General features: G+C 58.1%; 20 protein-coding genes and 1 pseudogene. 10 read left to right on the top strand and 11 right to left on the bottom strand.

What is annotated here, in order from left to right; genetic code table 11:
• Window positions 1-84: 84 nt before the first annotated feature.
• From EXW94_RS28075 to EXW94_RS17200, 3 genes and pseudogenes are all read right to left on the bottom strand, one after another.
• Window positions 85-335 (bottom strand): annotated as a pseudogene (locus EXW94_RS28075) (bacteriocin immunity protein); the annotation flags it as partial.
• Window positions 329-586, bottom strand: coding sequence for a hypothetical protein (locus EXW94_RS17205; RefSeq protein WP_174340618.1), 258 nt, complete (start codon window positions 584-586; stop codon window positions 329-331). The pseudogene EXW94_RS28075 and the gene EXW94_RS17205, both read right to left, overlap by 7 nt.
• Entirely contained in the window at window positions 583-2115 is a 1533-nt protein-coding gene (locus EXW94_RS17200; protein ID WP_174340617.1) for an S-type pyocin domain-containing protein, read from the bottom strand. Before EXW94_RS17200 ends, EXW94_RS17205 begins: the two co-directional genes overlap by 4 nt.
• Window positions 2116-2380: 265 nt before the next feature.
• Here EXW94_RS17200 and rimO point away from each other — a divergent pair, with 265 nt between their 5' ends.
• Complete coding sequence (gene rimO, locus EXW94_RS17195) at window positions 2381-3706, top strand: 30S ribosomal protein S12 methylthiotransferase RimO (protein ID WP_126543519.1); 1326 nt, start codon at window positions 2381-2383, stop codon at window positions 3704-3706.
• Window positions 3707-3769: 63 nt separating this feature from the next.
• On the opposite strand, the gene gsiD is transcribed toward rimO, so the two are convergent.
• The 5 genes from gsiD to iaaA are packed head-to-tail and all read right to left on the bottom strand — an operon-like array spanning window position 3770 to window position 9992.
• Window positions 3770-4681 (bottom strand): glutathione ABC transporter permease GsiD, encoded by a 912-nt coding sequence (gene gsiD / locus EXW94_RS17190; RefSeq protein WP_010429000.1) that lies wholly within the window; start codon window positions 4679-4681, stop codon window positions 3770-3772.
• A gap of 1 nt (window position 4682) precedes the next feature.
• Window positions 4683-5603 carry a glutathione ABC transporter permease GsiC gene (gene gsiC, locus EXW94_RS17185; protein WP_120158414.1) on the bottom strand — a complete coding sequence of 307 codons (921 nt, stop codon included), beginning with the start codon at window positions 5601-5603 and terminating at the stop codon, window positions 4683-4685.
• A 5-nt stretch (window positions 5604-5608) separates the two neighbouring features.
• On the bottom strand, window positions 5609-7147 hold the full coding sequence (gene gsiB / locus EXW94_RS17180) for a glutathione ABC transporter substrate-binding protein GsiB (protein WP_174340616.1): 1539 nt from the start codon (window positions 7145-7147) through the stop codon (window positions 5609-5611).
• A 23-nt stretch (window positions 7148-7170) separates the two neighbouring features.
• Window positions 7171-9042, bottom strand: coding sequence for a glutathione ABC transporter ATP-binding protein GsiA (gsiA, locus tag EXW94_RS17175; RefSeq protein WP_174340615.1), 1872 nt, complete (start codon window positions 9040-9042; stop codon window positions 7171-7173).
• Between the two features lie 11 nt (window positions 9043-9053).
• On the bottom strand, window positions 9054-9992 hold the full coding sequence (iaaA, locus tag EXW94_RS17170) for a beta-aspartyl-peptidase (protein WP_174340614.1): 939 nt from the start codon (window positions 9990-9992) through the stop codon (window positions 9054-9056).
• A gap of 189 nt (window positions 9993-10181) precedes the next feature.
• Here iaaA and moeA point away from each other — a divergent pair, with 189 nt between their 5' ends.
• Together moeA and moeB are read left to right on the top strand one after the other, a co-directional pair.
• Window positions 10182-11414 carry a molybdopterin molybdotransferase MoeA gene (gene moeA, locus EXW94_RS17165; protein ID WP_174340613.1) on the top strand — a complete coding sequence of 411 codons (1233 nt, stop codon included), beginning with the start codon at window positions 10182-10184 and terminating at the stop codon, window positions 11412-11414.
• Window position 11415: 1 nt separating this feature from the next.
• Window positions 11416-12168 (top strand): molybdopterin-synthase adenylyltransferase MoeB, encoded by a 753-nt coding sequence (gene moeB, locus EXW94_RS17160; protein ID WP_174340612.1) that lies wholly within the window; start codon window positions 11416-11418, stop codon window positions 12166-12168.
• 85 nt (window positions 12169-12253) lie between these two features.
• On the opposite strand, the gene fsa is transcribed toward moeB, so the two are convergent.
• Window positions 12254-12916, bottom strand: a complete 663-nt coding sequence (gene fsa / locus EXW94_RS17155; protein ID WP_010428983.1) for a fructose-6-phosphate aldolase — start codon at window positions 12914-12916, stop codon at window positions 12254-12256.
• Between the two features lie 128 nt (window positions 12917-13044).
• Between fsa and EXW94_RS17150 the strand changes: the two genes are divergently transcribed.
• From EXW94_RS17150 to EXW94_RS17135, 4 genes are all read left to right on the top strand, one after another.
• A complete protein-coding gene (locus EXW94_RS17150) occupies window positions 13045-13944 on the top strand; it encodes a glycyl-radical enzyme activating protein (RefSeq protein WP_174340611.1) in 900 nt (299 codons plus the stop codon).
• Window positions 13945-13948: 4 nt separating this feature from the next.
• Window positions 13949-16381: a formate C-acetyltransferase/glycerol dehydratase family glycyl radical enzyme gene (locus EXW94_RS17145; protein WP_174340610.1), complete on the top strand. Its 2433-nt coding sequence runs from the start codon at window positions 13949-13951 to the stop codon at window positions 16379-16381.
• Between the two features lie 164 nt (window positions 16382-16545).
• Window positions 16546-17361 (top strand): Cof-type HAD-IIB family hydrolase, encoded by an 816-nt coding sequence (locus tag EXW94_RS17140; RefSeq protein ID WP_174340609.1) that lies wholly within the window; start codon window positions 16546-16548, stop codon window positions 17359-17361.
• A gap of 149 nt (window positions 17362-17510) precedes the next feature.
• Window positions 17511-18767 carry a DUF1479 domain-containing protein gene (locus tag EXW94_RS17135; protein ID WP_174340608.1) on the top strand — a complete coding sequence of 419 codons (1257 nt, stop codon included), beginning with the start codon at window positions 17511-17513 and terminating at the stop codon, window positions 18765-18767.
• Here EXW94_RS17135 and EXW94_RS17130 read toward each other — a convergent pair.
• The gene (locus tag EXW94_RS17130) at window positions 18764-19837 is read right to left on the bottom strand and encodes a LacI family DNA-binding transcriptional regulator (RefSeq protein WP_174340607.1); all 1074 of its coding nucleotides are present in this window, start codon (window positions 19835-19837) and stop codon (window positions 18764-18766) included. The genes EXW94_RS17135 and EXW94_RS17130 overlap by 4 nt on opposite strands.
• A gap of 288 nt (window positions 19838-20125) precedes the next feature.
• Between EXW94_RS17130 and EXW94_RS17125 the strand changes: the two genes are divergently transcribed.
• Both EXW94_RS17125 and EXW94_RS17120 read left to right on the top strand, forming a co-directional pair.
• A complete protein-coding gene (locus EXW94_RS17125) occupies window positions 20126-21427 on the top strand; it encodes an MFS transporter (RefSeq protein ID WP_023335029.1) in 1302 nt (433 codons plus the stop codon).
• 17 nt (window positions 21428-21444) lie between these two features.
• The gene (locus tag EXW94_RS17120; protein ID WP_174340606.1) at window positions 21445-23808 is read left to right on the top strand and encodes a glycoside hydrolase family 31 protein; all 2364 of its coding nucleotides are present in this window, start codon (window positions 21445-21447) and stop codon (window positions 23806-23808) included.
• Window positions 23809-23995: 187 nt separating this feature from the next.
• On the opposite strand, the gene EXW94_RS17115 is transcribed toward EXW94_RS17120, so the two are convergent.
• Complete coding sequence (locus EXW94_RS17115; RefSeq protein ID WP_010428967.1) at window positions 23996-25591, bottom strand: ABC-F family ATPase; 1596 nt, start codon at window positions 25589-25591, stop codon at window positions 23996-23998.
• Between the two features lie 222 nt (window positions 25592-25813).
• On the opposite strand from EXW94_RS17115, the gene ldtB reads away from it, so the two are divergent.
• A complete protein-coding gene (gene ldtB / locus EXW94_RS17110) occupies window positions 25814-26734 on the top strand; it encodes a L,D-transpeptidase (protein WP_010428965.1) in 921 nt (306 codons plus the stop codon).
• The last annotated feature ends 9 nt before the right edge of the window (window positions 26735-26743 follow it).

Genomic DNA, 26743 nt, shown 5'->3' with positions numbered 1-26743 from the left:
CCCAGTATGACTGGCTTAGGCGAAAAAAAGCCGGAATAAAAACCCGGCGCTTGAATCAATTTTTAATGCTGTCTCCCGCAAATTTTCACGAAAGCCGGGTTTACCGTTAGCTTTACGCCAAGCTTTAACCTCTTTAACCACCCCTTAAGGACTATCTTCACGGTCATCTCGGGGGTAGTAGATAAGGTCAGACCCGTCAGGGTGCTCGGTCAGGCGCTTAAACTCCAGTATGTTTTTATATCTTCACTTTCTGAAGTGTCCGCAACGTTGAAGAGTTTACGGACGAACTACAGGAACTCGTTTTCTGTGTAGTCACTGAATGACCGCTTCAAGATGTTTCCCCGCCAGCGATTTGCACGATAACGTCTTTCGAATAGAATTTTTCGCCGAGTAAATTTTCTAAATCCAGTGCCTGTTTTTGGCTAACATTGAACCCTGCGATGCCTTTGACAAATGCATCTTCGTCATCCGGCCCCCACCCCATGACAGCAGCAACTCCTTTCAGTTTGCTCTTAGGGATCTCAACCTCTAAAACCAATTCTTCGCTTTGTTTATCAAAAACTTCCACAGAATAGATTACCATCACTTTTCTACCTTTCTGGTTGGATCTGCTGGCTTGGTTTGCTCACCTGTTATGTGATTGAACTCGCCTAAATGGTTACGGCCCGAACGGTCATAAACTTCGACTGTGCCATGTTGAGAGTCCCATTCATAAATTTTACCTTTGGCATCTTTCCATCTTGCCCGAAGTTGTCCGCCACCTTGAATAGCTGTCTTACGTGGTGCTCTTTTCGCATCAGGGAATGCTGGTAATGGTGGGGTCCCTTTTGGTGCCGTGTGGTATTTGTGATCCGCATTCAGATAGACGTAAATCGGATCAAAGGTCCCTGCTGGATGCACCAGAATATAATCCCGGAATGAACGTTCTCCCGGTGCTGGGGTAACTGTTGACCACGGGCTGTTGATTTCACTTTCCGGGTAAACCAGTGCATTCGGAGGAATATAGACATTGTTCTGGTTGCCAGTGTTAGTCGGGGAAGAATATCCCGGTTCGTCAGGAGTCCAAACGATTGTCGGCTTATCTGCGCCATCCTCCCAGAACTCATAGTTCCTGGTGGTGGTGTTCTTCTGAAGCATGCGCACAGGCACTTTATCCTGTCCGCCTCTGGCGCTGACGTGGAAGCCTTTCGGCCTCATAATGCCGAACTGGTCAGCCTCCCAGCGAAAGCGAACGCGGGTCGGAACATCTTCTTTATTCCGTGCGGCCTGCTCAAGGCGCATTTTATCAATGTAGTCCTGTTCGCCACTGTTGAGCTTTGGCGAGTAGAACATGCCAAACAGAAAAACGGTTGGAGGACTCGGGGCTATCCAGCGACCAGCCGTCGAAAGATTTCCTCCGATTTTCTGCACTGCTGCGTATCCGGCCTCAATTGCTGCATCAGTGGCGATCCCTGCTGTAGTCGCGGCCCTTGCTGTTGCCATCCCTGCGGTCGCAGACGCTTTGGGGGCATCCGAGGAACTGAAAAGGCGCTTATACCACGGGCGGTTATCTTCTGGTGGTGGAGTCGGTTCGGCTGGTTTGAGTTTCTTTGCAGCCTGCGCGTGTTGGACGGGTTCCGATTCTGTTTGTTCCGGTTGAGGAAGTGCTCGGTAGTAGCCAACATGACCGAAATTATCAACAGATTCCTGATCAGCTCCTTCGTCAGTGCAGCCTTCACCTCGCAAACATGATTTTGCAAAAACGGGTAGAGCACTAAGGGCAGCAACGGCAACAGCTTTGTTTACTGGAGGTTCTGACATACCGAACGGATCGCTGATCTCCACAGTGCCAGGGGCTATCAAGAAGTTCGATCCACTTGGACAGTCACAATGGATGATTGAACCATCAACGGCGACCGCTTCGCCGTTCGTTTGTCGGTGATCTCCACTAACAATGACTCCGATTTTCCCACATTTCGGGCAAGGTGTGGTCTTATCGCCGAAATAGAGTTTCCACTTTCCCATGACAGACATACCAGGGCGTGCGGCTATGCATCGTGAGCCTGTAGAGGTTTTATCCCCGTCTAGCCCAACATTTTTACCGTGAACAATACAGCCTCTGTTTACAGATGCCATAGTGACCGCCTAAGTTCAGAAAATTCTCTTTTGTACTGTTGCATAAGTCCCTCTACTTGTTATAAAAATAATCCACCAGGCCATTTTACAAGCAATACCCATACATTAAATAGGCGTTAGTTCTAATCAAAACATCGTTTCTTAATCAGAAGAATCGGTTGGCACCGAAAACCTGCCGTGAGCACAATTCTTCAGTACAAATTCCCCCCCAAACTCTGTAGAATCCCTGCCCTGACCATTCCAAAAACCGAACAATTTTTAACCTATGAGCAATGTTACGCACCAGCCGAAAATCGGCTTCGTCTCCCTCGGCTGCCCGAAAAACCTGGTGGATTCCGAACGCATCCTGACCGAACTCCGTACCGAAGGCTATGACGTGGTGCCAAGCTACGACAATGCCGACATGGTGATCGTTAACACCTGCGGGTTTATCGACAGCGCGGTTCAGGAGTCACTGGAAGCCATAGGTGAAGCCCTGACCGAAAACGGCAAAGTCATTGTCACCGGCTGCCTGGGCGCGAAAGTGGATCAGATCCGCGAAGTGCATCCGAAGGTGCTGGAGATCACCGGCCCGCACAGCTACGAGCAGGTGCTGGAACATGTTCATCACTACGTGCCAAAACCCAAGCACAACCCGTTCCTGAGCCTGGTGCCGGAACAAGGCGTGAAGCTGACGCCGCGCCACTACGCGTACCTGAAAATTTCCGAAGGCTGCAACCATCGCTGCACCTTCTGCATCATCCCGTCCATGCGTGGCGATCTGGTGAGCCGTCCAATCGGTGAAGTGCTGGCAGAAGCCAAACGTCTGGCCGACGCGGGCGTGAAGGAGCTGCTGGTCATCTCCCAGGACACCTCAGCCTACGGCGTGGACGTGAAACACCGCTCCGGTTTCCACAACGGTGAGCCGGTGAAAACCAGTATGGTCGGCCTGTGCGAGCAGCTTGCGAAGCTCGGTATCTGGACGCGTCTGCACTACGTCTACCCGTATCCGCACGTTGACGATGTGATCCCGCTGATGGCGGAAGGCAAAATTCTGCCGTACCTGGATATCCCGCTGCAGCACGCCAGCCCGCGTATTCTGAAGCTGATGAAGCGTCCTGGCTCCGTTGACCGCCAGCTGGCGCGCATCAAGCAGTGGCGTGAAATCTGTCCGGATCTGACCCTGCGCTCCACCTTCATCGTCGGCTTCCCGGGTGAAACCGAAGAAGATTTCCAGATGCTGCTCGACTTCCTGAAAGAAGCCCGTCTGGACCGCGTAGGCTGCTTCAAGTACAGCCCGGTAGAGGGCGCAACCGCCAACGAGCTGGCGGACCAGGTACCGGAAGAGGTGAAAGAAGAGCGCTGGAACCGCTTTATGCAGCTGCAGCAGCAGATCTCTGCTGAGCGTCTGCAGGAAAAAGTGGGCCGCGAAATTCTGGTGATTATCGACGAAGTGGACGAAGAAGGCGCGATTGGCCGCAGCATGGCGGACGCCCCTGAAATCGACGGCGCGGTGTACCTGAACGGGGAAACCAGCGTTAAGCCGGGTGATATTATTCGCGTGAAGGTTGAAAACGCGGATGAGTATGACCTGTGGGGTAGCCGGGTTTAAACACCCCGCTTCCCTTTTGTAGGCCGGGTAAGGCGTAGCCGCCACCCGGCACATTCCACTGCCCTACCCCTTAATCCTCGGATCCAGCGCGTCGCGCAGCCCGTCCCCCAGCAGGTTAAACGCCAGCACGGTCAGGAAAATCGCCAGACTTGGGAAGATCGCCACGTGCGGTGCAATCACCATATCTGCTCTCGCCTCGTTCAGCATCGCGCCCCACTCCGGCGTGGGAGGCTGCGCCCCTAACCCCAGAAACGACAGGCTGGCCGCCGAGATAATCGACACGCCGATACGCATGGTGAAATAGACCACGATGGACGACACCGTACCCGGCAGAATATGGCTGAACAGGATGGTGGCATCGCTGGCCCCCATACTGCGGGCGGATTCGATAAAGGTCTGCTGTTTCAGCACCAGCGTGTTGCCGCGCACCAGGCGGGCGAAAGCCGGTATCGAAAAGACCGCGACCGCAATGATGACGTTCGCCATGCCGCTGCCCATGATCGCCACCACGGCAATCGCCAGCAGAATGCCGGGGAAGGCAAACAGCACGTCGCAGATGCGCATGATGATGCGGTCCCACCAGCCTTCGTAATACCCGGCGACGAGACCCAAAACCGTGCCTATCGCCGCACCGATCAGCACCGCAAAGACCCCGGCGGCCAGCGAGATCTGCGCCCCCACCAGCACGCGGCTGAAGATATCCCGCCCGAGCGAATCCACGCCGAACCAGTGCATCATCGACGGCCCGTCGTTCAGACGGTCATAGTCAAAATAGTTTTCCGCATCAAACGGCGCGACCCATGGCGCAACGATCGCCACCACAATCAGCAGCAAAACAAACAGCCCCGCCGTCATCGCGACAGGCTGACGGCGAAAACGCCGCCAGAATTCAGACCACGGAGTGCGGATGTGCTCCGGCTTTAGCCCCGGCATAGCATTTAATACGGCCTGACGACGCCAGTTCAACAATCGCATCTTACTTGTACCTGATGGCCGGGTTAATGGCGGCGTAAAGCACGTCCACCACTAAGTTGATAAGAATAAACTCCAGCGAGAACAGCAGGACTTCCGCCTGAATCACCGGATAATCGCGCATGTCGACCGAATCGACCAGCAGACGCCCCAGCCCCGGCCAGTTGAAGACCTTCTCCACCACAATAGAGCCGCCCAGCAGGAAGCCAAACTGCAGCCCCATCATCGTGACTACCGGGATCATCGCGTTGCGAAAACCGTGCTTGAGGATGACCCACTTCTCGCTGACCCCTTTCGCCCGCGCGGTACGGATGTAGTCTTCGCTCAGCACGTCGACAAACGAGGCACGGGTAAAGCGCGCCATCACAGCCGCCACGGCTGCGCCAAGGGTCATCGATGGGAGAATGTAGTGCTTCCAGGTATCCGCGCCCACGGTCGGCAGCCAGCCCAGCTCCACGGAGAAGATCTGCATCAGCAGCATCCCGAGGGCAAATGCCGGGAAGGAGATGCCGGTCACCGCCAGCGCCATACCCAGTTTATCCGGCCAGCGGTTGCGCCAGACGGCAGCGACAATTCCCGCACCGAGACCAAACACCACCGCCCAGCCCATGCTGGCAAGGGTTAACCAAAAGGTCGGCATAAAGCGGCTGGCAATCTCTTCCGACACCGGGCGACGCGACACCATCGAGGTGCCAAAATCGCCCTGCAGCACGTTGCCCATATAGTGCAGGAACTGCATATACAACGGCCTGTCGAGACCCAGCTGCTTGCGCACCAGTTCAATAACGGTCGCATCCGCCTCGGGCCCGGCAATCAGCCGCGCCGGATCCCCCGGCAGCATATGGACAAACAGAAACACCAGCACCGCCACAATCAACAGCGTCGGGATAAGCCCCAGCAGGCGTTTACAAACATAATTCAGCATGAGTGTTATTTTAAATCCGCGTTGTCAAAGCTAAAGCCCGTATCCGGCATGATATAGAACCCGGTCAGCGCTTTGTTATGGGCTGAGACCAGTTTCTCCACCACCAGCGGCACCCACGGCGACTCTTTCCAGATGATATCCTGAGCATCTTTATACAGCCGCGCTTTCTCCTCAGGCTTAGTGGTTTTCAGCGCGTCAGAGAGGTCTTTATCCACCTGCGGATTGCTGTAGAACGCGGTATTGAACAGGGTTGGCGGCCAGTTCTGCGAGGCAAACAGCGGTGACAGCGCCCAGTCGGCTTCACCGGTAGAGGCGGTCCAGCCGGTGTAGAACATCCTCACGCCGCTCTCTTTCTGCCCTTTGCCCTCCACTTCTGCCGCACGCTGTCCGGCATCCATCGCGGTCACCTGCGCCTTGATGCCGACCTGCGCCAGCTGCTGCTGGGTAAACTGCAGCACCTTCTGGGCGGTACTGTGGTTATGCGACGACCACAGCGTGGTGCTGAAGCCGTTCGGGAAGCCCGCCTCTTTCAGCAGCTCGCGCGCTTTGGCCGGATCGTAAGGCCACGGCTGGTAGCTTTGCGCATAGGCGATAGCTGGCGGCACCACGCCGGTCGCCGGAGTGGCATAGCCCGCAAAGGCCACTTTCACCAGCGCCTGGCGGTTAATGGCATAGTTGATGGCTTCACGCACCTTCGGGTTATCGAACGGTTTTTGCGTGACGTTCATGCTGATGTAGCGCTGCATGATTGACGGGCTGGCAACCAGCTCCAGCTTGCTGTTTTTCGCCAGCAGCGCTGCCTGCTCATACGGGATCGGGAAGGCAAACTGCGCTTCACCGGTTTGCAGCATCGCCGCGCGGGTGTTGTTATCCACCACCGGGCGCCAGGTAATGGTGTCGAGCTTCGGCAAGCCCTGCTGCCAGTATCCGGCGAATTTCTTCACCTTCACAAAATCGGTTTGATTCCAGGTAAGCAGCTCGTACGGGCCGGTGCCTACCGGGTGGAAGCCGATCTCTTTGCCGTATTTCTTCAGCGCCGCTGGCGAAATCATTGCCGTTGCCGGATGCGCAAGGATATTGATAAACGCGGAGAACGGCTCTTTGAGGGTGATCTTCACGGTTGCCGGGTCGACCGCCTCGGTACTGGCGATATTTTTATAAAGGTTATAGCGCTTGAGGCTATTTTCCGGGTTGCTGGCGCGGTCGAGGTTGACCTTTACCGCTTCAGCATTGAAATCCGTGCCGTCCTGGAACTTCACGCCGGAACGCAACTTGATGGTATACACCAGCCCGTCGTCCGAAACGGTATAGCTCTCCGCCAGCACGTTTTTGAGCTTCATCTCTTTATCCAGGCCAAACAGCCCCTGGTAGAACGATTTCGCCACCGCCTGCGACAGCGTGTCGTTAGCATCATACGGATCGAGCGTCGTAAAATTAGAGCCGACCGCCACGACCACGTCTTTGGCAGCGAACGCGGGGGCGACGGCCAGCGCCGCCGTCACGCTCGCGGCTAACAGCCATGTACGAGCAACAAATTTAACCATTGTGTTCTCCTGCCTGGTGTACGTTATAACCGCGAGAATGCATTGTCCTGACGCGGTGGTGCGACAAAATGACCGGGACCGACTTCCCGAAGCGTAACGCGCTCCAGGGTTTCGCCCCGTTTACGAATATTGCTCGGCATTTCATCCTGCAGCAGCACGCGCTGGGCGTGGTGATGCGCAGGATCGGCAACCGGCACAGCGGCCATCAGCTTGCGGGTGTAAGGATGCTGCGGGTTTTCAAATACCGCCCGCCGCGGGCCAATCTCAACAATTTGCCCCATGTACATCACCGCAACACGGTGGCTGATACGCTCCACCACCGCCATATCATGTGAGATAAACAGGAAGGCAATGCCCATATCCCGCTGTAAATCGAGCAATAAATTGATGATTTGCGCGCGGATAGAGACATCCAGTGCCGAAACGGACTCATCCGCAATCACCACTTTTGGATTCAGCGCCAGCGCCCGCGCAATGCAAATGCGCTGTCGCTGCCCGCCGGAAAACTCGTGGGGATAACGCCAGGCATGTTCAGGCTTCAGCCCGACGCGCTCCAGCAGCCAGGCCACGCGACGCTGCGCCGCGTCCCCGTCGAGCAGGTTATGTACCCGCAGCGGCTCCATGATCGAATACCCCACCGTATGACGCGGTTCGAGAGAAGCATACGGATCCTGGAAAATAAACTGAATATCCCGGCGCACGGCCTGCAGCTTGCTGTCTGGCAGGGTGTCGATACGTTCGCCGTTAAAGGTAATGGTCCCGGCCTGGGTCTCCACCAGTCTGAGCAGCGCGCGTCCGGTCGTGGATTTTCCGCAGCCCGACTCCCCCACCAGCGCCAGCGTTTCGCCCGGCCAGAGATCAAAACTGACGTTTTCCACCGCATGGACTTCGCGCTTCACGCGATTGAACACGCCGCTGCGCAGCGGAAAACGCGTGACCAGATCGCGGACTTCCAGAATGGGCCTGCCCGGCACCACTGTATCTTGCTCGGTTTCGGCCGTCTGCATGCCCGCCTCGCCCTGAGCCATCAACGGAAAACGGCGCGGTAAATCGCTGCCGTTCATCGCCCCAAGACGCGGCACCGCCGCCAGCAGCGCTTTGGTGTAAGGATGAACAGGCGCATGAAAAATTTGCTCAACCGTACCCGTCTCTACGGCGTGCCCCTGGTGCATCACCAGTACGCGGTCGGCGATATCCGCCACCACGCCCATGTCGTGGGTGATAAAAATCACCCCCATCTCCATCTCCTGCTGCAGCACTTTGATCAGCTGCAGGATCTGCGCCTGAATCGTCACATCCAGCGCCGTTGTCGGCTCGTCGGCGATCAGCACCGCCGGACGGCACGAGAGCGCCATCGCAATCATGACGCGCTGGCGCATCCCCCCGGACAGCTGATGCGGATAGCGCCCCAGAATGGCCTGCGCTTCAGGAATACGCACCCTCTCCAGCATCCGCTTCGCTTCGAGGAGCGCCTCATCGCCGCTTAACCTCTGATGCAGGCGGATGGACTCGGCAATCTGCTCGCCCACCGGAAAAACCGGGTTCAGCGAGGTCATCGGCTCCTGGAAAATCATGGCGATATCCGCCCCACGCACGCCCTGCATCTGCGAACCACTCAGTTCATTTAAATCAATGACCTGACGGTTACGGCGGCGCAGGAGCATTTTCTCGCTGCCGATCTGCCCGCCCGTTTGCTCCAGCAGGCGCAACAATGCCAGTGCGGTAACCGATTTACCGGAACCAGACTCACCGACAATGGCCAGCGTTTCGCCGCGATGCAGCGAAAACGATAAATTCTGTACTGCGGGGATGAACTGCCGCTCCTCCTGAAACGCAATATTCAGCTGATGGACAGCCAATACCTGGCGGTTGTCCAGCTCTTCACTGTGCGGCACGTTTTGCCCCCTTATTCACGATAGATCCCCGTACTGGGCTCATCACCGGCGTAGCCCCAGGCGCGATACATCCCTTCGCTGTTAAACGGCAGGGCCACGTTGCCCTCACGATCCACCGCAATCAACCCGCCGACGCCGCCAAGCGCGGGGAGTTTTTCCATTACCACGCGCTCGCAGGCCTCGCTCAGGCTTAATCCGCCATAATCCATCAGCGCGGTGATGTCATAGGCCGCGAGAGCACGAATAAACACTTCGCCGGTTCCGGTACAGGACACGGCGGCCGTGGCGTTGTTGGCATAGCACCCTGCGCCGGGCAGCGGGCTGTCGCCGACGCGCCCCGGCAGCTTGTTGGTCATCCCGCCCGTTGACGTTGCCGCCGCGAGGTTTCCGGCTTTATCGAGCGCGACTGCGCCGACCGTGCCCATTTTGGTGGTTTCATCCAGCGGCGCGGCGTGGTCAAGCTGCGTCTTGCCTGCCGTACGCGCGTCCAGCAGCTGCTGATAGCGCTCCTCCGTGGAAAAAAGATCGGGCGATACCGACTCCATTCCGTGTTCGAAGGCAAACGTCTCTGCCCCTTCGCCCGTCAACAGGACGTGCGGACTCGCTTCCATCACCAGACGTGCCGCCAGCACCGGGTTGCGCAGACGACTGACGCCTGCCACGGCGCCCGCTTTCAGGGTAATACCGTCCATCACGCAGGCATCCAGCTCGTGCGTTTCATCCCGGGTAAAGACCGAACCGATCCCCGCGTTAAACAACGGGCACTCTTCCAGCAGGCGCACCGCCTCGGTGACCACATCCAGCGCGCTATCGCCCGCTTCCAGCATCCGCTGGCCTGTTTCCACAATGGCGTATAGCGCGTCAATATAGCGCTTTTCCTGCTCGGGACTGAGCTGTGCACGGGTGATTGCCCCGGCGCCACCATGAATTGCGATTACCGCATTAACCATTTCGCATCACCCGTTAGCCTGATTTGCGGCTTTTTCTATAAATATCATTATCGTCGATGAAACTTCAGATGATTTTTGAATATAGAAAGACGCAACTGTGATGTAAAGCGTACACCCATCGGGTCATACAGTTAGCCGCACTTTTCTGCCATAATGGGCGTTTTCGTTGTTACTCCGCAGGAGCCCACCATGGATTTTACCGCCGGACTGATGCCGCTTGAGACGGCACTCACGCAGATGCTTGGCCGCATTACCCCACTGCATGAGGTTGAAACGCTGCCGCTTGTGCGCTGTTTTGGCCGTATTGCCGCGCGCGATATTGTCTCTCCGCTTAACGTGCCGGGGTTTGATAACTCCGCGATGGACGGTTACGCGGTGCGCCTGGCGGATCTCCAGACGGGTAACGCCCTGCCGGTGGCGGGTAAAGCCTTTGCGGGTCAGCCATATAGCGGTGAATGGCCTGCGGGTACCTGCGTGCGCATCATGACCGGTGCGCCCGTTCCGGCTGGCTGCGACGCCGTGGTGATGCAGGAAGAGACCGAACAGACCGACGACGGCGTGCGTTTTACCGCGAACGTTAAAGCGGGCCAGAACATTCGCCGCACGGGCGAAGATATCACCCTTGGCGCAACGGTCTTTTCTGCCGGACAGAAGCTAACGGTAGGTGAGCTGCCGGTGCTGGCGTCGCTCGGCGTTGCTGAAATCGACGTTATCCGTAAAGTGCGCGTTGCCGTTTTCTCCACTGGCGACGAGCTGCAGCTTCCGGGCCAGCCGCTGCAGGACGGCCAGATTTACGACACCAACCGCCTGGCGGTACACCTGATGCTGGAGCAGCTGGGCTGCGACGTGATTAATCTCGGCATCATTCCTGACGATCCGGAAAAACTGCGCGCCGCGTTTATCGAGGCGGATAACGCAGCCGACGTGGTCATCAGCTCTGGCGGCGTCTCCGTGGGTGAAGCGGATTACACCAAAACCATCCTTGAAGAGCTGGGCGAAATCGCCTTCTGGAAACTGGCTATCAAGCCGGGCAAACCGTTCGCCTTTGGCAAGCTCACGCACAGCTGGTTCTGCGGCCTGCCGGGTAACCCGGTCTCTGCGGCACTCACCTTCTACCAGCTGGTGATCCCGCTGCTGGCGAAGCTTTCCGGCAACAAGGCTAACCCGATGCCGGAACGCCTGCGCGTGCGTGCCGCCACGCGCCTGAAAAAATCACCGGGCCGTCTCGATTTCCAGCGTGGCATTCTGGCGCGCAACGCGGACGGTGAGCTCGAAGTGAGCACCACCGGGCACCAGGGCTCGCACATTTTCAGCTCCTTCAGCCAGGGCAACTGCTTTATCGTGCTGGAGCGCGAGCGTGGCAATGTGGAAGCAGGCGAATGGGTTGAGATCGAGCGCTTTAACCACCTGTTCGGAGGCTGACATGACGGTGGAGCTGAGCGACCAGGAGATGCTGCGCTATAACCGCCAGATTATCCTGCGCGGGTTTGATTTCGAGGGCCAGGAAGCGCTCAAGGCGGCCAGCGTGCTGGTTGTTGGTCTTGGCGGGCTGGGCTGCGCGGCCGCGCAGTACCTTGCGGCGGCAGGCGTGGGGAGGATGACGCTGCTGGATTTCGATAACGTATCGGTGTCCAACCTGCAGCGCCAGACGCTGCACAGCGATGCGACGGTTGGCCAGCCGAAAGTGGACTCTGCCCGCACGGCGCTGGCGCGCATTAACCCCAACGTTCAGTTCACTCTGATTGACGCAATGCTGGATGACGACGCGTTGTCCGCGCAGATTGCGCAGCATGACCTGGTTCTGGACTGCACCGACAACGTCGCCGTCCGTAACCAGTTAAACGCAGGCTGTTTTGCCCACAAAACTCCGCTGGTCTCCGGTGCGGCGATCCGCATGGAGGGGCAAATCAGCGTCTTCACGTACGCGGAAGGTGATCCCTGCTACCGCTGCCTGAGCCGCCTGTTCGGCGAGAACGCGCTGACCTGCGTTGAGGCGGGCGTGATGGCGCCACTGGTCGGCGTGATTGGTTCACTGCAGGCGATGGAAGCGATCAAAGTCCTGGCGCGCTACGGCACGCCTGCCGCGGGGAAAATCGTCATGTACGACGCGATGACCTGCCAGTTCCGTGAGATGAAGCTGATGCGTAACCCGGGGTGTGAGGTTTGTAGCAAATAAAAAGTCGGGTGGCGGCTCCGCCTTACCCGACCTACAACGGCTCGAACGTAGGCCGGGTAAGCGTGAGCGCCACCCGGCAACAGCATCAGATAGACGTCCGTCCAAACGCCCCCTGCCAGTCCTGCTCAAACTTCACAATCGCCGCATCCACGGCCGGAGAGGTAATAAACTGCTGCGCCACGTCCAGCGGTAGCGTGATGGACTCGCAGCCTGCCAGCAGGCAGTCCAGCGCCTGACGCGGCGTTTTGAAGCTCGCGGCCAGCACTTTTGACTGCGGGGCGTGCAGCGTCAGCAGTTGCTGTAATTCCACAACAGTCTGGATCCCGTCCCCGCCCTGCGCGTCCACGCGGTTAACGTAAGGCGCCACATATTCCGCCCCCGCCAGCGCGGAGAGCATACCCTGCGCGGCGCCGTAGACCGCCGTACCCAGCGTCGGGATCCCTTCCGCTTTTAGCATCTTGATTGCCGCCAGCCCCTCTGCGGTCACCGGCACTTTCACCACCAGGTCATTAATGATGGCGCGGAGCTTGCGCGCGTCCTCCACCATCCCTTCAGCGGTAGTCGCCATCACCTGGGCGAACAGACGGCCTTTACCGCCCAACGCGTCGTGCAGTTCAGGCAGCAGCACATCGAGCGGCGTTTTACCTGCCGCCACAATGCTTGGGTTGGTGGTCACGCCCGCCAGCGGGAAGATACGCGCCAGCTTTTTGACTGCCGCAACGTCAGATGTGTCGAGATAAAGTTCCATGATGTCACCCTCAAAATTAGCCTGCACTTACCCTATCACGATAAAACCTGCTCAGTAGTTGACCTGCATCAAGATAACTTTCATTCGAAAGTCATTTAATCTTCATATGCAAGATGAGAGGCAAAATCATGATCTTCAATATTCAGCGTTACTCTACCCACGATGGCCCCGGTATTCGTACCGTGGTATTCCTCAAAGGCTGCTCGCTGGGCTGTCGCTGGTGTCAGAACCCGGAAAGCCGCTCCCGCAGCCGGGACGTGCTGTTTGATGCGCGCCTGTGCCTGGACGGCTGCGACCTGTGCCAGCAGGCGGCACCGGGCTGTATCGAACGTGCGCTGAATGGCCTGGTCATTTACCGCGAAAAGCTGAGTGAAGAGACGCTTAATGCCCTCACCGACTGCTGCCCGACGCAGGCGCTGACCGTCTGCGGTGAAGAACAGCAGGTCGACGAGGTCATGGCGACCGTACTGCGCGACAAACCCTTCTACGACCGCAGCGGCGGCGGCATAACCCTCTCCGGCGGCGAGCCGTTTATGAACCCTGAGCTGGCGCACGCTCTGTTTAAAGCCAGCCACGAACAGGGGATCCACACCGCCGTGGAAACGTGCCTTCACGTGCCGTGGCACTATATCGAGCCGTCATTACCCTACGTCGATCTCTTCCTCGCCGACCTGAAGCATGTCGACGCTGAAGTTTTCAAGCAGTGGACGGACGGTTCGGCTAAGCGGATCCTGGATAACCTGAAACGCCTGGCCGGTGCCGGGAAAAAAATCACCATCCGCGTGCCGCTGATCCAGGGCTTTAACGCCGATGAAGCCTCTGTTACCGCCATTACCAATTTCGCTGCCGACGAGCTCGGCGTCGAGGATATTCATTTTCTGCCGTACCACACGCTGGGCATGAACAAATACACCCTGCTCGGCCAACCCTACTCTGCCCCTGACAAACCGCTGGATAACCCTGCCCTGCTGGACTTCGCGCAGCAGTACGCCTGCCAGAAAGGGTTAACCGCGACCTTACGAGGATAAACTTATGACGACCCTGAATCTCAACACCCTCAGCGAGCGCATTAAAGCGCACAAAACGGCCCTCGTACATATCGTCAAGCCGCCGGTCTGTACCGAGCGCGCGCAGCATTACACCGAAATGTATCAGCAGCACATGGACAAGCCGATCCCGGTGCGTCGCGCCCTGGCGCTGGCGCATCACCTGGCCGAGCGCACCATCTGGATCAAACACGACGAGCTGATCATCGGTAACCAGGCAAGTGAAGTGCGCGCCGCGCCGATCTTCCCGGAATATACCGTCTCCTGGATTGAGAAAGAGATCGACGATCTGGCGGATCGCCCGGGCGCGGGCTTTGCGGTAAGCGAAGAGAACAAGCGCGTCCTGCATGACATCTGCCCGTGGTGGCGCGGCCAGACGGTGCAGGATCGCTGCTACGGCATGTTCACCGACGAGCAGAAAGGCCTGCTGGAAACCGGCATTATCAAAGCCGAAGGCAACATGACCTCCGGCGACGCGCACCTGGCGGTGAACTTCCCGCTGGTGCTGGAGAAAGGTCTCGACGGCCTGCGCGCCAAAGTGGCCGAGCGCCGCTCGCGCATCAACCTGACGGTGCTGGAAGACCTGCACGGCGACCAGTTCCTGAAAGCGATCGATATCGTGCTGGAGGCGGTGAGCCTGCACATCAAACGCTTTGCCGATCTGGCGCGTGAAATGGCCGCGACCGAAACCCGCGTAAGCCGCCGCGACGAGCTGCTGGCAATGGCGGAAAACTGTGACGTAATCGCCCACGAGCCGCCAAAAACCTTCTGGCAGGCGCTGCAGCTGTGCTACTTCATTCAGCTGATCCTGCAGATTGAGTCCAACGGCCACTCCGTCTCCTTCGCGCGTATGGACCAGTATCTTTATCCGTACTACCGTCGCGACGTGGAGCTTGACCAGAGCCTCGACCGCGAGCACGCCATTGAGCTGCTGCACAGCTGCTGGCTGAAGCTGCTGGAAGTGAACAAGATCCGCTCCGGCTCGCACTCTAAAGCCTCCGCCGGCAGCCCGCTGTACCAGAACGTCACCATCGGCGGCCAGAAGCTGGTCAACGGCGAGCCGATGGACGCGGTGAACCCGCTCTCCTACGCGATTCTGGAATCCTGCGGTCGCCTGCGCTCCACCCAGCCGAACCTGAGCGTGCGCTACCATGCGGGCATGAGCAACGACTTCCTCGACGCCTGCGTGCAGGTGATCCGCTGCGGCTTCGGGATGCCGGCGTTCAATAACGATGAAATCGTGATCCCGGAATTCATCAAGCTCGGCGTTGAACGAGACGACGCCTACGACTACGCGGCCATCGGCTGCATCGAAACCGCGGTGGGCGGCAAGTGGGGCTACCGCTGCACCGGCATGAGCTTTATCAACTTCGCCCGCGTGATGCTCGCCGCGCTGGAAGGCGGCCGCGATGCCACCAGCGGCAAGGTGTTCCTCCCGCAGGAGAAAGCGCTCTCTGCCGGTAACTTCGACAACTTCGAGGAGGTGATGGCGGCCTGGGACAGCCAGATCCGCTACTACACCCGCAAATCCATCGAGATTGAGTACGTGGTGGACACCATGCTGGAAGAGAACGTCCACGATATTCTCTGCTCGGCGCTGGTGGACGACTGCATCGAGCGCGCGAAAAGCATCAAGCAGGGCGGCGCGAAGTATGACTGGGTATCCGGCCTGCAGGTGGGCATCGCCAACCTCGGCAATAGCCTGGCAGCGGTGAAAAAGCTGGTATTCGAGCAGGGCACTATCGGTCAACAGCAGCTGGCGGCCGCGCTGGCGGATGACTTCGAGGGGCTGACCCACGAACAGCTGCGCCAGCGTCTGATCAACGGCGCGCCGAAGTACGGCAACGACGACGACAGCGTGGATATGCTGCTGACGCGCGCCTATCAGACCTACATTGAAGAGCTGAAGCAGTACCACAACCCGCGCTACGGCCGCGGCCCGATTGGCGGTAACTACTACGCGGGCACCTCTTCTATTTCCGCAAACGTGCCGTTTGGCGCAGCGACAATGGCCACCCCGGACGGACGTAAGGCGCACACCCCGCTGGCGGAAGGGGCAAGCCCGGCTTCCGGTACGGACCACCTCGGCCCGACGGCGGTGATTGGCTCAGTCGGTAAACTGCCTACCGAGGCGATTCTCGGCGGCGTGCTGCTTAACCAGAAGCTGAACCCGTCGACGCTGGAAAACGACAGCGATCGCCAGAAGCTGATGGTGCTGCTGCGCACCTTCTTCGAGGTGCATAAGGGCTGGCATATCCAGTACAACATCGTCTCGCGCGATACGCTGCTGGAAGCGAAGAAACATCCTGACCAGTATCGTGATCTGGTGGTGCGCGTGGCGGGCTACTCGGCGTTCTTCACCGCCCTGTCGCCGGATGCGCAGGACGATATTATTGCCCGTACCGAGCATACGCTGTAAAAAAAGCCCGGTGGCGCTACGCTTACCGGGCCTACTCCTCCCTCCGTAGGCCGGGTAAGGCGAAGCCGCCACCCGGCTTTCTGACTTTCATTCGAAATTAAATTTGTGCTCCCCGTCACCTTGTTATTAGAATGTTTCAAAACGCAGTGACCCAGGAGCACAGTATGACCGTTAAAGTTATCGTCACCGATATGGACGGAACTTTCCTTGATGATGCCAAGCAGTACGATCGAGACCGCTTCCAGGCACAGTTTGAACAGCTTAAGGCTCGAAACATTGAATTCGTTGTCGCCAGCGGCAACCAGTATTACCAGCTCATCTCCTTCTTCCCGGAGCTGAAAGAGCAGATCTCCTTCGTGGCGGAAAACGGCGCGCTGGTGTTCGATCGCGGGGAACAGATTTTCCACGGAGAACTGACGCGTCATGAATCACAAATCGTCATTGGCGAACTGCTGAAAGACAAAGGATTGAACTTCGTGGCCTGCGGGCTGGAAAGTGCCTATGTGAGCGACCAGGCCCCTGAAGCGTTCGTGGCGCTGATGTCTAAGCACTACCACCGCCTTAAGCGCATCAGCGATTACCGCGACATTGACGACGTGCTGTTTAAGTTCTCCCTGAACCTGCCGGACAGCGATATCCCTGATCTGGTGGATAAACTTCACGTCTCCCTGGACGGCATCATGAAGCCGGTCACCAGCGGCTTTGGCTTTGTGGATTTAATTATCCCCGGTCTGCACAAAGCCAACGGCATCAGCCGCCTGCTGAAACGCTGGAAAATCTCCCCGCAGGAATGCGTGGGCATTGGCGACAGCGGCAACGATGCCGAGATGCTAAAGCTGGTGAAATATTCCTTTGCGATGGGTAACGCGGCGGAAAACATCAAAGAAATCAGCCGCTACAGCACCGACGACAACAACCATCAGGGCGCGCTGAACGTCATTCAGGCCGTGCTCGACAACCACTCCCCGTTCGACGCCTGATCCTCTCCCCGCCGGAGCCTTGCTCCGGCCTCTCACTCTTTTTCCGTCCTGTGGCTTGCGTCAAGTTTTTAAACTTGCATTAACTTAATTTTAACTTAAAGTATCACTTGTAGATATTTTTACTTTCGAATGAAAGATGCGAGGCAGTTATGACCTTTACCAGTGAAACTTTGCCAGCGGATCACAAAGCGGCAATCCGTCAGTTAAAACGTGAGTTACGTGCGCAGATCGGCGACGTGCAGGCGGTGTTTAATAAACTCAGCGATAAAATTGCCACCCGCGTGGCGGAAATCAACGCTCTTAAGAACAAAGGCGAAACCGTCTGGCCGGTGATCCCGTTCGCGGATGTGCAAAACGGCACCCTCACCGACGCTCAGCGCGAGGCCGTTAAACGCCGCGGCTGCGCGGTGATTAAAGGTCATTTCCCGCGCGGGCAGGCGCTGGCATGGGATCAGTCGATGCTCGACTACCTCGATCTCAACACGTTTGACGACGTGTACAAAGGCCCAGGCGATAACTTCTTCGGCACCTTAACGGCCTCTCGTCCGGAGATTTACCCGATTTACTGGTCTCAGGCGCAAATGCAGGCGCGCCAGAGCGAAGAGATGGCGCAAGTGCAGTCGTTCCTGAACCGTTTATGGACATTCGAGAGCAACGGCAAGCAGTGGTTCGACCCGGACGTGAGCGTGATTTACCCGGACCGTATCCGCCGCCGTCCGCCGGGAACCACCTCGAAAGGACTGGGCGCGCATACCGACTCCGGCGCGCTGGAGCGCTGGCTGCTTCCGGCTTATCAACAGGTGTTCGCCCGCGTGTTTGACGGCAACGTCGATAAGTACGATCCGTGGAACGCCGCGCACCGTACTGAAGTGGAAGAGTACACCGTCGATAACACCACCAAATGCTCGGTGTTCCGCACCTTCCAGGGCTGGACGGCGCTGTCGGACATGATCCCCGGTCAGGGGCTGCTGCACGTGGTGCCGATCCCGGAAGCGATGGCCTACATTCTGCTGCGCCCGCTGCTGGACGACGTGCCGGAAGACGAGCTGTGCGGCGTGGCACCGGGCCGCGTGCTGCCGGTTTCCGAGAAGTGGCACCCGCTGCTCATCGAGGCATTAAGCAGCATTCCGGCACTTGAGGCGGGCGATTCCGTGTGGTGGCACTGCGATGTGATCCACTCCGTCGCGCCGGTGGAGAATCAGCAGGGCTGGGGCAACGTGATGTACATCCCTGCCGCGCCGATGTGCGAGAAGAACCTCGCCTACGCGAAAAAGGTCAAGGAAGCGCTGGAAACCGGTGCGTCGCCGGGAGATTTCCCGCGCGAGGATTATGAAAAGAGCTGGCAGGACCGCTTTACCGTGAACGATCTCAATATCCACGGCAAACGCGCGCTGGGCATGGTCTAACTGTCGTACAGCCCTTCCCGCTCCACGGCGGTGCGTCGTTTCCCCTGACGTATCCGCCGTACCGAATCCCGAACGGTCAACGTACCGTTGAGCAGTAACGTCCCCACCGGCGCGTTCGGGCGCATCAGCCGCTGCTGGAGCATATGCACCGCTTCGGTTCCCAGCTCATCGCGGGGAACATGCACCGCCGTTAATGGCACATCCTGAATCACCGCCAGGTTAAACCCGTCAATGCTCATCACCGACACGTCCTGCGGCACGCGCAGGCCGTGGTTTTGTAATGCGCTAATGGTGCCCGCCGCCATAAAGTCGCCGCCGACCAGAAACGCCGTCGGCAGATCCTTTCCCTTCTGCTGGTTAAGCCACTCGCTGACCAGTTGTTCCGTCTCTTTGGCGCTGAAGCTGGGCACCACCAGCAGATCCCGCTTGTCGTTGAACTTTAGGTTATGGGACTGCCAGGCGTCGCGGATCCCCGACAGGCGCAGCTCCATGGTGTAGCGACGCAGGCACAGCACGTTCATCACCTCACGGTGTCCCATCTCGAACAGGTACTCCGCCGCCCGCTCGCCAATGGCGCGATGATCCGGCGCAACGGCAGGCAGACGCATGTGGCGGTCGCGGCAGTTAATCAGCATGCAGGGTTTACCCACATCTACCGCCAGATCGTGAATGTGCGGATCGTCGATGCCAAGAAGGATTGCCGCCTGGGTGTCCGCTTCATTCATGCGTGCCAGAAAAAGCTGCGCGTCGCTGTCGTTCTCTTCCAGCGCGCAGTAGCGAAGTCGCACATCGTGGGACGCCAGGCCTTTACTCACGCTCTGGATCACACGGTAGTAAAAGATGTCGGACCGCTCGTCGAAGGCGCGTTGGGGGGCAAAAACCACCAGGCTATTGAGCAGCAACCGCCCCGCCGCCATACCTTCCATCACACCCAGCTCACGGGCGCATGCCAGCACCTTTGCGCGCGCCTTTTCACTGGTATTCGCTTTCCCCGCCAGCACCCGCGACACGGTGCTGATGGAGAGCTGCGTACGGGCGGCGATTTCGGTGATTTTTAGCCTTTTGTCCATTTTGTGATCTGGCTCCATTTGCGAAATGAAAAATTTTTCATAGCGTATTGGTCAGGCAATAACTGACATAAACACCATCATGCCAGAGGCATTTCGTCAGTTATGAGAAATTTTGCACAAAATCCACTATTGCCTGCTCATTTTCTCCCTTAAGGTGAACTTGTCACACAACTTCCATACTAGTTGTATACCAACTTAAGCAGTTTAAACGGATAGAAATCAAAGCCATAACAATCCGTGTGACACCTGAACCTCCGTCCCCTTACCGTCCGTCTTGTGGAGAGTAAAATGAGTCAGGACATCAATAACACCGTTGCGACAAGCAAAACCCGTCGCGTCATCAAGAACCTGCGCTGGTACGTGCTGGTGCTGTTCTTACTTGGCGTCACCGTTAACTACATCACCCGAAACTCGCTCGGGATCCTCGCCCCGGAACTGAAAGAGAGCCTCGGCATCACCACCGAGCAATACTCCTGGATCGTCGGCGCGTTCCAGATCGCCTACACCATTTTCCAGCCCCTGTGCGGCTGGCTGATTGACGTTATCGGCCTGAAAATTGGCTTTATGGTCTGCGCCGGGATCTGGGCGTTGATGTGTATTTTCCATGCGGGCGCCGGAAGCTGGCTGCACCTGGCGATTCTGCGCTTCTTTATGGGTGCCTCTGAGGCCGCCGCTACCCCGGCGAACGCCAAAACCATCGGCGAATGGTTCCCGAAATCAGAACGTCCCGTTGCCGCAGGCTGGGCGGGCGTGGGCTTCTCCATCGGCGCGATGCTGGCCCCGCCTATCATCTACTTTGCTCACGCCTCGTTCGGCTGGCAGGGCGCGTTTATGTTTACCGGCGTGCTGGCGCTGCTGTGGGTGATCCTCTGGTGGGCGTTCTACCACAACCCGGAGCAGCACCCGAACCTGAGCAAGGACGAACTGGCGTTTATCAAGCAGGATAACGAACCGCCTGCGGTGAGACTGCCCTTCCTGACCGCGCTGAAAACCGTTTCGAAAAACAAACGCTTCTACGGTATTGCCATCCCGGCCTTTATGGCGGAACCGGCCTGGGCGGTGCTGAGCTTCTGGGTGCCGCTGTACCTCGCCAAAGAGCACGGCATGGATCTGAAGCAAATTGCGATGTTTGCCTGGCTGCCGTTCCTCGCCGCCGACCTCGGCAGCGTGGCGAGCGGCTACCTGACGCGTCTGTACACCCGTCTGTTCGGCTGCTCCCGCGTTAACTCGGTCGTTGCCAGCTCCGTGACGGGCGCGTTCCTGATGATCTCGCTGGGCATCGTGGCCATCACACGCGACCCGTATATCACCATCGTGCTGATCTCCATCGGCGGCTTCGGGCACCAGATCATCTCCTGCATGCTGAGCGCCCTGGTCGTGGAGTCGTTCGACAAAGGCCAGATGGCGACCGTCAACGGCATGCGCGGCTCGGCGGCGTGGATCGCCAGCTTCCTGTTCTCGCTATTAATCGGTGTGACCGCCGACAAAATCGGCTTTAACCCGCTCTTTATTGCCATGGGCTTCTTTGACCTGATTGGCGCTGTCTTCCTGGTAGCATTTATTGCTGAACGTCGCGCCAAGCGCGCCTGATAGTGGATGTATTGCATATGAAAACCCTGAAAAACTGGACCGTAGATAAACAGTCAGCAAATCATCTGGAACTGCTGGTCGATAACCAGCACCGCCTGTGCCTGTATGTGCTGGAAGAGAACCTGTTCCGCGTGCTGATCAAACGCAAAGGCGAGCTGGCGCTGGACCGCACCTGGAGCATCGCGCCGGAAAAAGACGTACCCTGGGAGGGCCGCCGCCGTGACGACATAAGCGGTTTCTCCTGCCCGGCCTGGACGCTAACGCAGCAAGGTGAGACGCTCACCGTGGCAACCGAACGGCTGCGCGTGACCGTCCACCAGCCGCTGTGGCTGGAGTGGCACTACCGCAATGACGCGGGCGAGTGGCAGCCGCTAGTCAACGACCGTCCGACCAGCGCCTACCTGCTGAACGCCCACGGTGACGGCGTGGCGCACTATCTGAGCCGTCGTAAGGACGAGCGTTTCTACGGCCTGGGCGAGAAAGCGGGCGATCTGCAGCGCAACGGTAAACGCTACGAGATGCGCAACCTCGACGCAATGGGCTATAACGCCGCCAGCACCGACCCACTCTACAAGCACATCCCGTTCACCATCGCCCGCCGCGACGACGTCAGCTACGGCCTGTTCTACGACAACCTGAGCAGCTGCTGGCTGGATCTGGGTAACGAAATCGACAACTACCACACCGCCTACCGTCGCTGGCAGGCGGAAGCGGGCGATATCGATTACTACATCTTTACCGGCACGCGCGTGCTGGACGTCACCAAAGCCTTTGTTCGCCTGACCGGGAAAACGCTGTTCGGGCCAAAATGGAGCCTGGGCTACAGCGGCTCGACCATGCACTACACCGACGCGCCGGACGCGCAAAACCAGCTGATGAACTTCATCCGCCTGTGCGAAGAGCACGCCATTCCGTGCGACTCGTTCCAGCTCTCTTCCGGCTATACCTCCATCAACGGCAAGCGCTACGTCTTTAACTGGAACCATGACAAGGTGCCGCAGCCGAAGGTGATGAGCCAGGCATTCCACGACGCGGGGCTGAAGCTTGCGGCCAACATCAAGCCGTGCCTGCTGCAGGATCATCCGCGCTATAACGAAGTGGCGGAGAGCGGACTGTTTATTCGCGATTCAGAAACCGATGCGCCGGAACGTTCCAGCTTCTGGGATGACGAAGGCTCGCACCTCGACTTTACCAACCCGCAGACGGTGCAGTGGTGGCAGAACGGCGTCACCACGCAGCTGCTGGAGATGGGTATCGACTCCACCTGGAACGACAACAACGAGTATGAAGTGTGGGACGGGGAAGCGCGCTGCTTTGGCTTCGGCGAGGAGATCGCCATCAAGCACATTCGCCCGGTGATGCCGCTGCTGATGATGCGCGCCTCGCTTGAAGCGCAGCAGCGTTTCGCGCCGGAAAAGCGTCCGTACCTGATTTCCCGCTCCGGCTGTGCCGGGATGCAGCGCTACGTCCAGACCTGGAGCGGCGACAACCGCACCAACTGGGACACCCTGCGCTATAACATCCGCATGGGGCTGGGCATGAGCCTGTCCGGCCTGTTCAACGTCGGTCACGACGTCGGCGGTTTCTCCGGCGACAAACCAGACGCCGAGCTGTTCGTGCGCTGGGTGCAGAACGGCGTGATGCATCCGCGCTTTACCATTCACTCGTGGAACGATGACCATACCGTGAACGAGCCGTGGATGTACCCGGGCGTCACGCCAGCCATTCGCGGCGCGGTGGAGCTGCGCTACCGCCTGCTGCCGTACCTCTACACCCTGCTCTGGCAGGCGCACGCCGACGACGAGCCGATGCTGCGCCCGACCTTCCTCGACCACGAGCACGATGCGCAGACGTTTGAGGAGTGTGATGACTTCCTGCTGGGTCGCGACCTGCTGGTCGCCAGCGTCGTGGAGGCCGGACAGCGCGAGCGCCGCGTCTGGCTGCCGGATAACGCCACCGGCTGGTACGATTTTTACACCCACGCGTGGTATGCGGGCGGCCAGTCGATTGTTCTCGACGCGCCGCTGGAAAAACTGCCGCTGCTGGTGCGCGCCGGTGCCGGCCTGCCGCTCAGCAAGCGTATCACCCACGTATCCGCAGAAAAAGACATTACCCGCGAGCTGAAGCTGTTCCCACTGAAGGGCGTCGGGACAACCACCGGGATGCTGTTTGAAGACGACGGCGAAAGCTGGGGCTACCAGAACGGCGATGCGCTGTGGGTGGAGTGGGAAATGGTGTGCGACGGCGCAACCATCAACCTGAAGGTCAACGCGCGCGGGGATTACCGTCCGGCGTGGAAAGCGCTGAAGGTGTCGTTACCGGCGGGGGAAAAACGCAGGCTGCTGGTGAACGGGGTTGAAGGGAACGAGTGGGTGGTGTAGTGCGGCCTGATGCCCTCACCCTAACCCTCTCCCACGGGGAGAGGGAATAAAGGCACGACGCCTTTCCCTAGGTATTTCGCGCTGCAGGAAGGCGGCAAACCTGTGAATCCCCGGGAGCTTACATAAGTAAGTGACCGGGGTGAACAGGTGCAGCCAACGCATCTGCAGCGTGAAAGACGACGGGAAATTAGCCGTCGATACCTTTACTGCGCAGGTAGTCTTCGTAATTACCGGTGAAGTCCACCACGCGCTCTGGCGTAATTTCGATCACGCGGGTCGCCAGCGAGCTGACGAACTCACGGTCGTGAGAGACGAAGATCAGGGTACCCTGATACATCTCCAGCGCCATGTTCAGCGATTCGATAGATTCCATATCCAGGTGGTTAGTCGGTTCGTCCATCACCAGGATATTTGGTTTTTCCATCATCAGCTTGCCGAACAGCATGCGGCCTTTTTCACCACCGGAGAGTACTTTAGCCGGCTTTTTGATGTCGTCCTGGCTGAACAGCAGACGACCCAGAATGCTGCGCACCGCCTGCTCGTCGTCGCCTTCCTGCTTCCACTGGCTCATCCAGTCAAAGACGGTGAGGTCGTTTTCGAACTCGTATTCATGGTCCTGCGCGTAGTAGCCAATCTGCGCGTTTTCAGACCACTTCACGGTGCCGTTGTCCGGCTGCAGTTCACCCACCAGGGTTTTCAGCATGGTGGATTTACCCACGCCGTTGGCACCCAGAATGGCAATCTTCTCGCCCACTTCCAGCAGCAGGTTGAATTTTTTAAACAGCGGGCCGTTCTCAAAGCCTTTTGCCAGGGCTTCCACTTCCAGCGCGTTACGGAACAGCTTCTTGTCCTGCTCGAAGCGGATGAACGGGTTCTGACGGCTGGAGGCTTTGACTTCGTCCAGCTTGATTTTGTCGATCTGACGCGCACGCGAGGTCGCCTGACGCGACTTAGAGGCGTTGGCGCTAAAGCGGCTGACGAAGGACTGCAGGTCAGCAATCTGCGCTTTCTTCTTGGCGTTATCCGCCAGCAGACGTTCACGCGCCTGGGTGGCCGCCGTCATGTATTCGTCGTAGTTGCCCGGGTAGACGCGCAGCTCGCCGTAGTCCAGATCCGCCATGTGCGTACAGACCATGTTCAGGAAGTGACGGTCGTGCGAGATGATGATCATGGTGCTGTCGCGGTCGTTCAGCGTCTGCTCCAGCCAGCGGATGGTGTCGATATCCAGGTTGTTCGTCGGTTCGTCGAGCAGCAGGATGTCCGGGTTAGAGAACAGCGCCTGTGCCAGGAGCACACGCAGCTTCCAACCTGGCGCCACTTCGCTCATCGGGCCGTAATGCTGTTCAACGGGAATGCCTACGCCCAGCAGCAGCTCGCCCGCGCGCGCTTCCGCAGAGTAACCGTCCATCTCGCCGTACTGCGTTTCCAGATCGGCCACTTTATAGCCGTCTTCTTCGCTCATTTCGGCCAGCGCGTAAATGCGATCGCGCTCCTGCTTCACTTCCCACAGCTCCGCGTGCCCCATGATCACGGTGTCGAGCACGGTGAACTCTTCGAAGGCGAACTGATCCTGACGCAGCTTACCGATACGCTCGTTAGGGTCGAGCGACACGTTGCCGAGCGTCGGTTCTAAGTCACCGCCGAGGATTTTCATAAAGGTGGATTTTCCGCTACCGTTGGCACCAATCAGGCCGTAACGGTTGCCGCCGCCAAATTTGACGGAAATGTTTTCGAACAGCGGCTTACTGCCAAACTGCATAGTGACGTTGCTGGTAACTAACACGGGGAGATTCCTGCGAAAAGTGTGATAAACACGGCATTATGCCACAATTCCGAATTGAGATCCCGTGTTGCGGCAATCCACTAAACTTTAACAAAATCGAAAAAAATGTGATTTCGTACACATCTGAATTCCCTGTTAGCGGGAATGCACATATAATGCGCTCCCATCACAGATTCAGACTTATCAACTCATCGCCTGAATGGCTTAGATACCTCGCACAACATGAACATGAAATTGACAACGCTTTTTGCGGCAGCGTTAGCCGTAGTAGGTTTTTGCAAGACCGCTTCTGCGGTGACGTATCCCCTGCCGACAGACGGTAGCCGTCTGGTTGGGCAAAACCAGGTGGTGATTGTGCCGGAAGGCAACGCTCAGCCGCTGGAATATTTTGCCGCTGAATACCAGCTCGGTCTGTCTAACATGCTCGAAGCAAACCCGGGCGTTGACCCGTATCTGCCAAAAGCAGGTACCGTGCTGAACATCCCTCAGCAGCTGATCCTGCCGGATACTGTTCATGAAGGTATCGTAATCAACAGCGCCGAAATGCGTCTGTATTACTACCCGAAAGGCACTAACACCGTTATCGTGCTGCCAATCGGTATCGGCCAGCTGGGTAAAGATACCCCGCTGAACTGGACCACCAAAGTTGAGCGTAAGAAAGCGGGCCCAACCTGGACCCCAACCGCGAAAATGCACGCGGAATACATTGCTGCGGGCGAACCGCTGCCAGCCGTTGTGCCAGCAGGCCCGGATAACCCAATGGGGCTGTACGCGCTGTACATTGGCCGTCTGTACGCTATCCACGGTACTAACGCCAACTTCGGTATCGGCCTGCGCGTCAGCCACGGCTGCGTGCGTCTGCGTAATGACGACATTAAGTTCCTGTTCGAAAACGTGCCGGTCGGTACCCGCGTGCAGTTCATCAACGAACCGGTGAAAGCGACCTCTGAGCCAGACGGCAGCCGTTACATCGAAGTGCACAACCCGCTGTCCACCAGCGAAGATCAGATCAACAACAACGAAATCGTGCCAATCAACCTGACCAGCGCGGTGCAGTCCGTGACCTCTCAGGCTGACGTGGAAACGACCGTGGTTGACCAAGCGATCCAGAACCGTTCTGGTATGCCAGTGCGTCTGAACTGATAACAAAGC

The sequence above is a fragment of the Enterobacter sp. JMULE2 genome (genome assembly GCF_013337145.1).
GTDB classification, from domain to species: Bacteria; Pseudomonadota; Gammaproteobacteria; order Enterobacterales; family Enterobacteriaceae; genus Enterobacter; species Enterobacter mori.
This window is presented reverse-complemented; position numbering and strand designations above follow the sequence as displayed.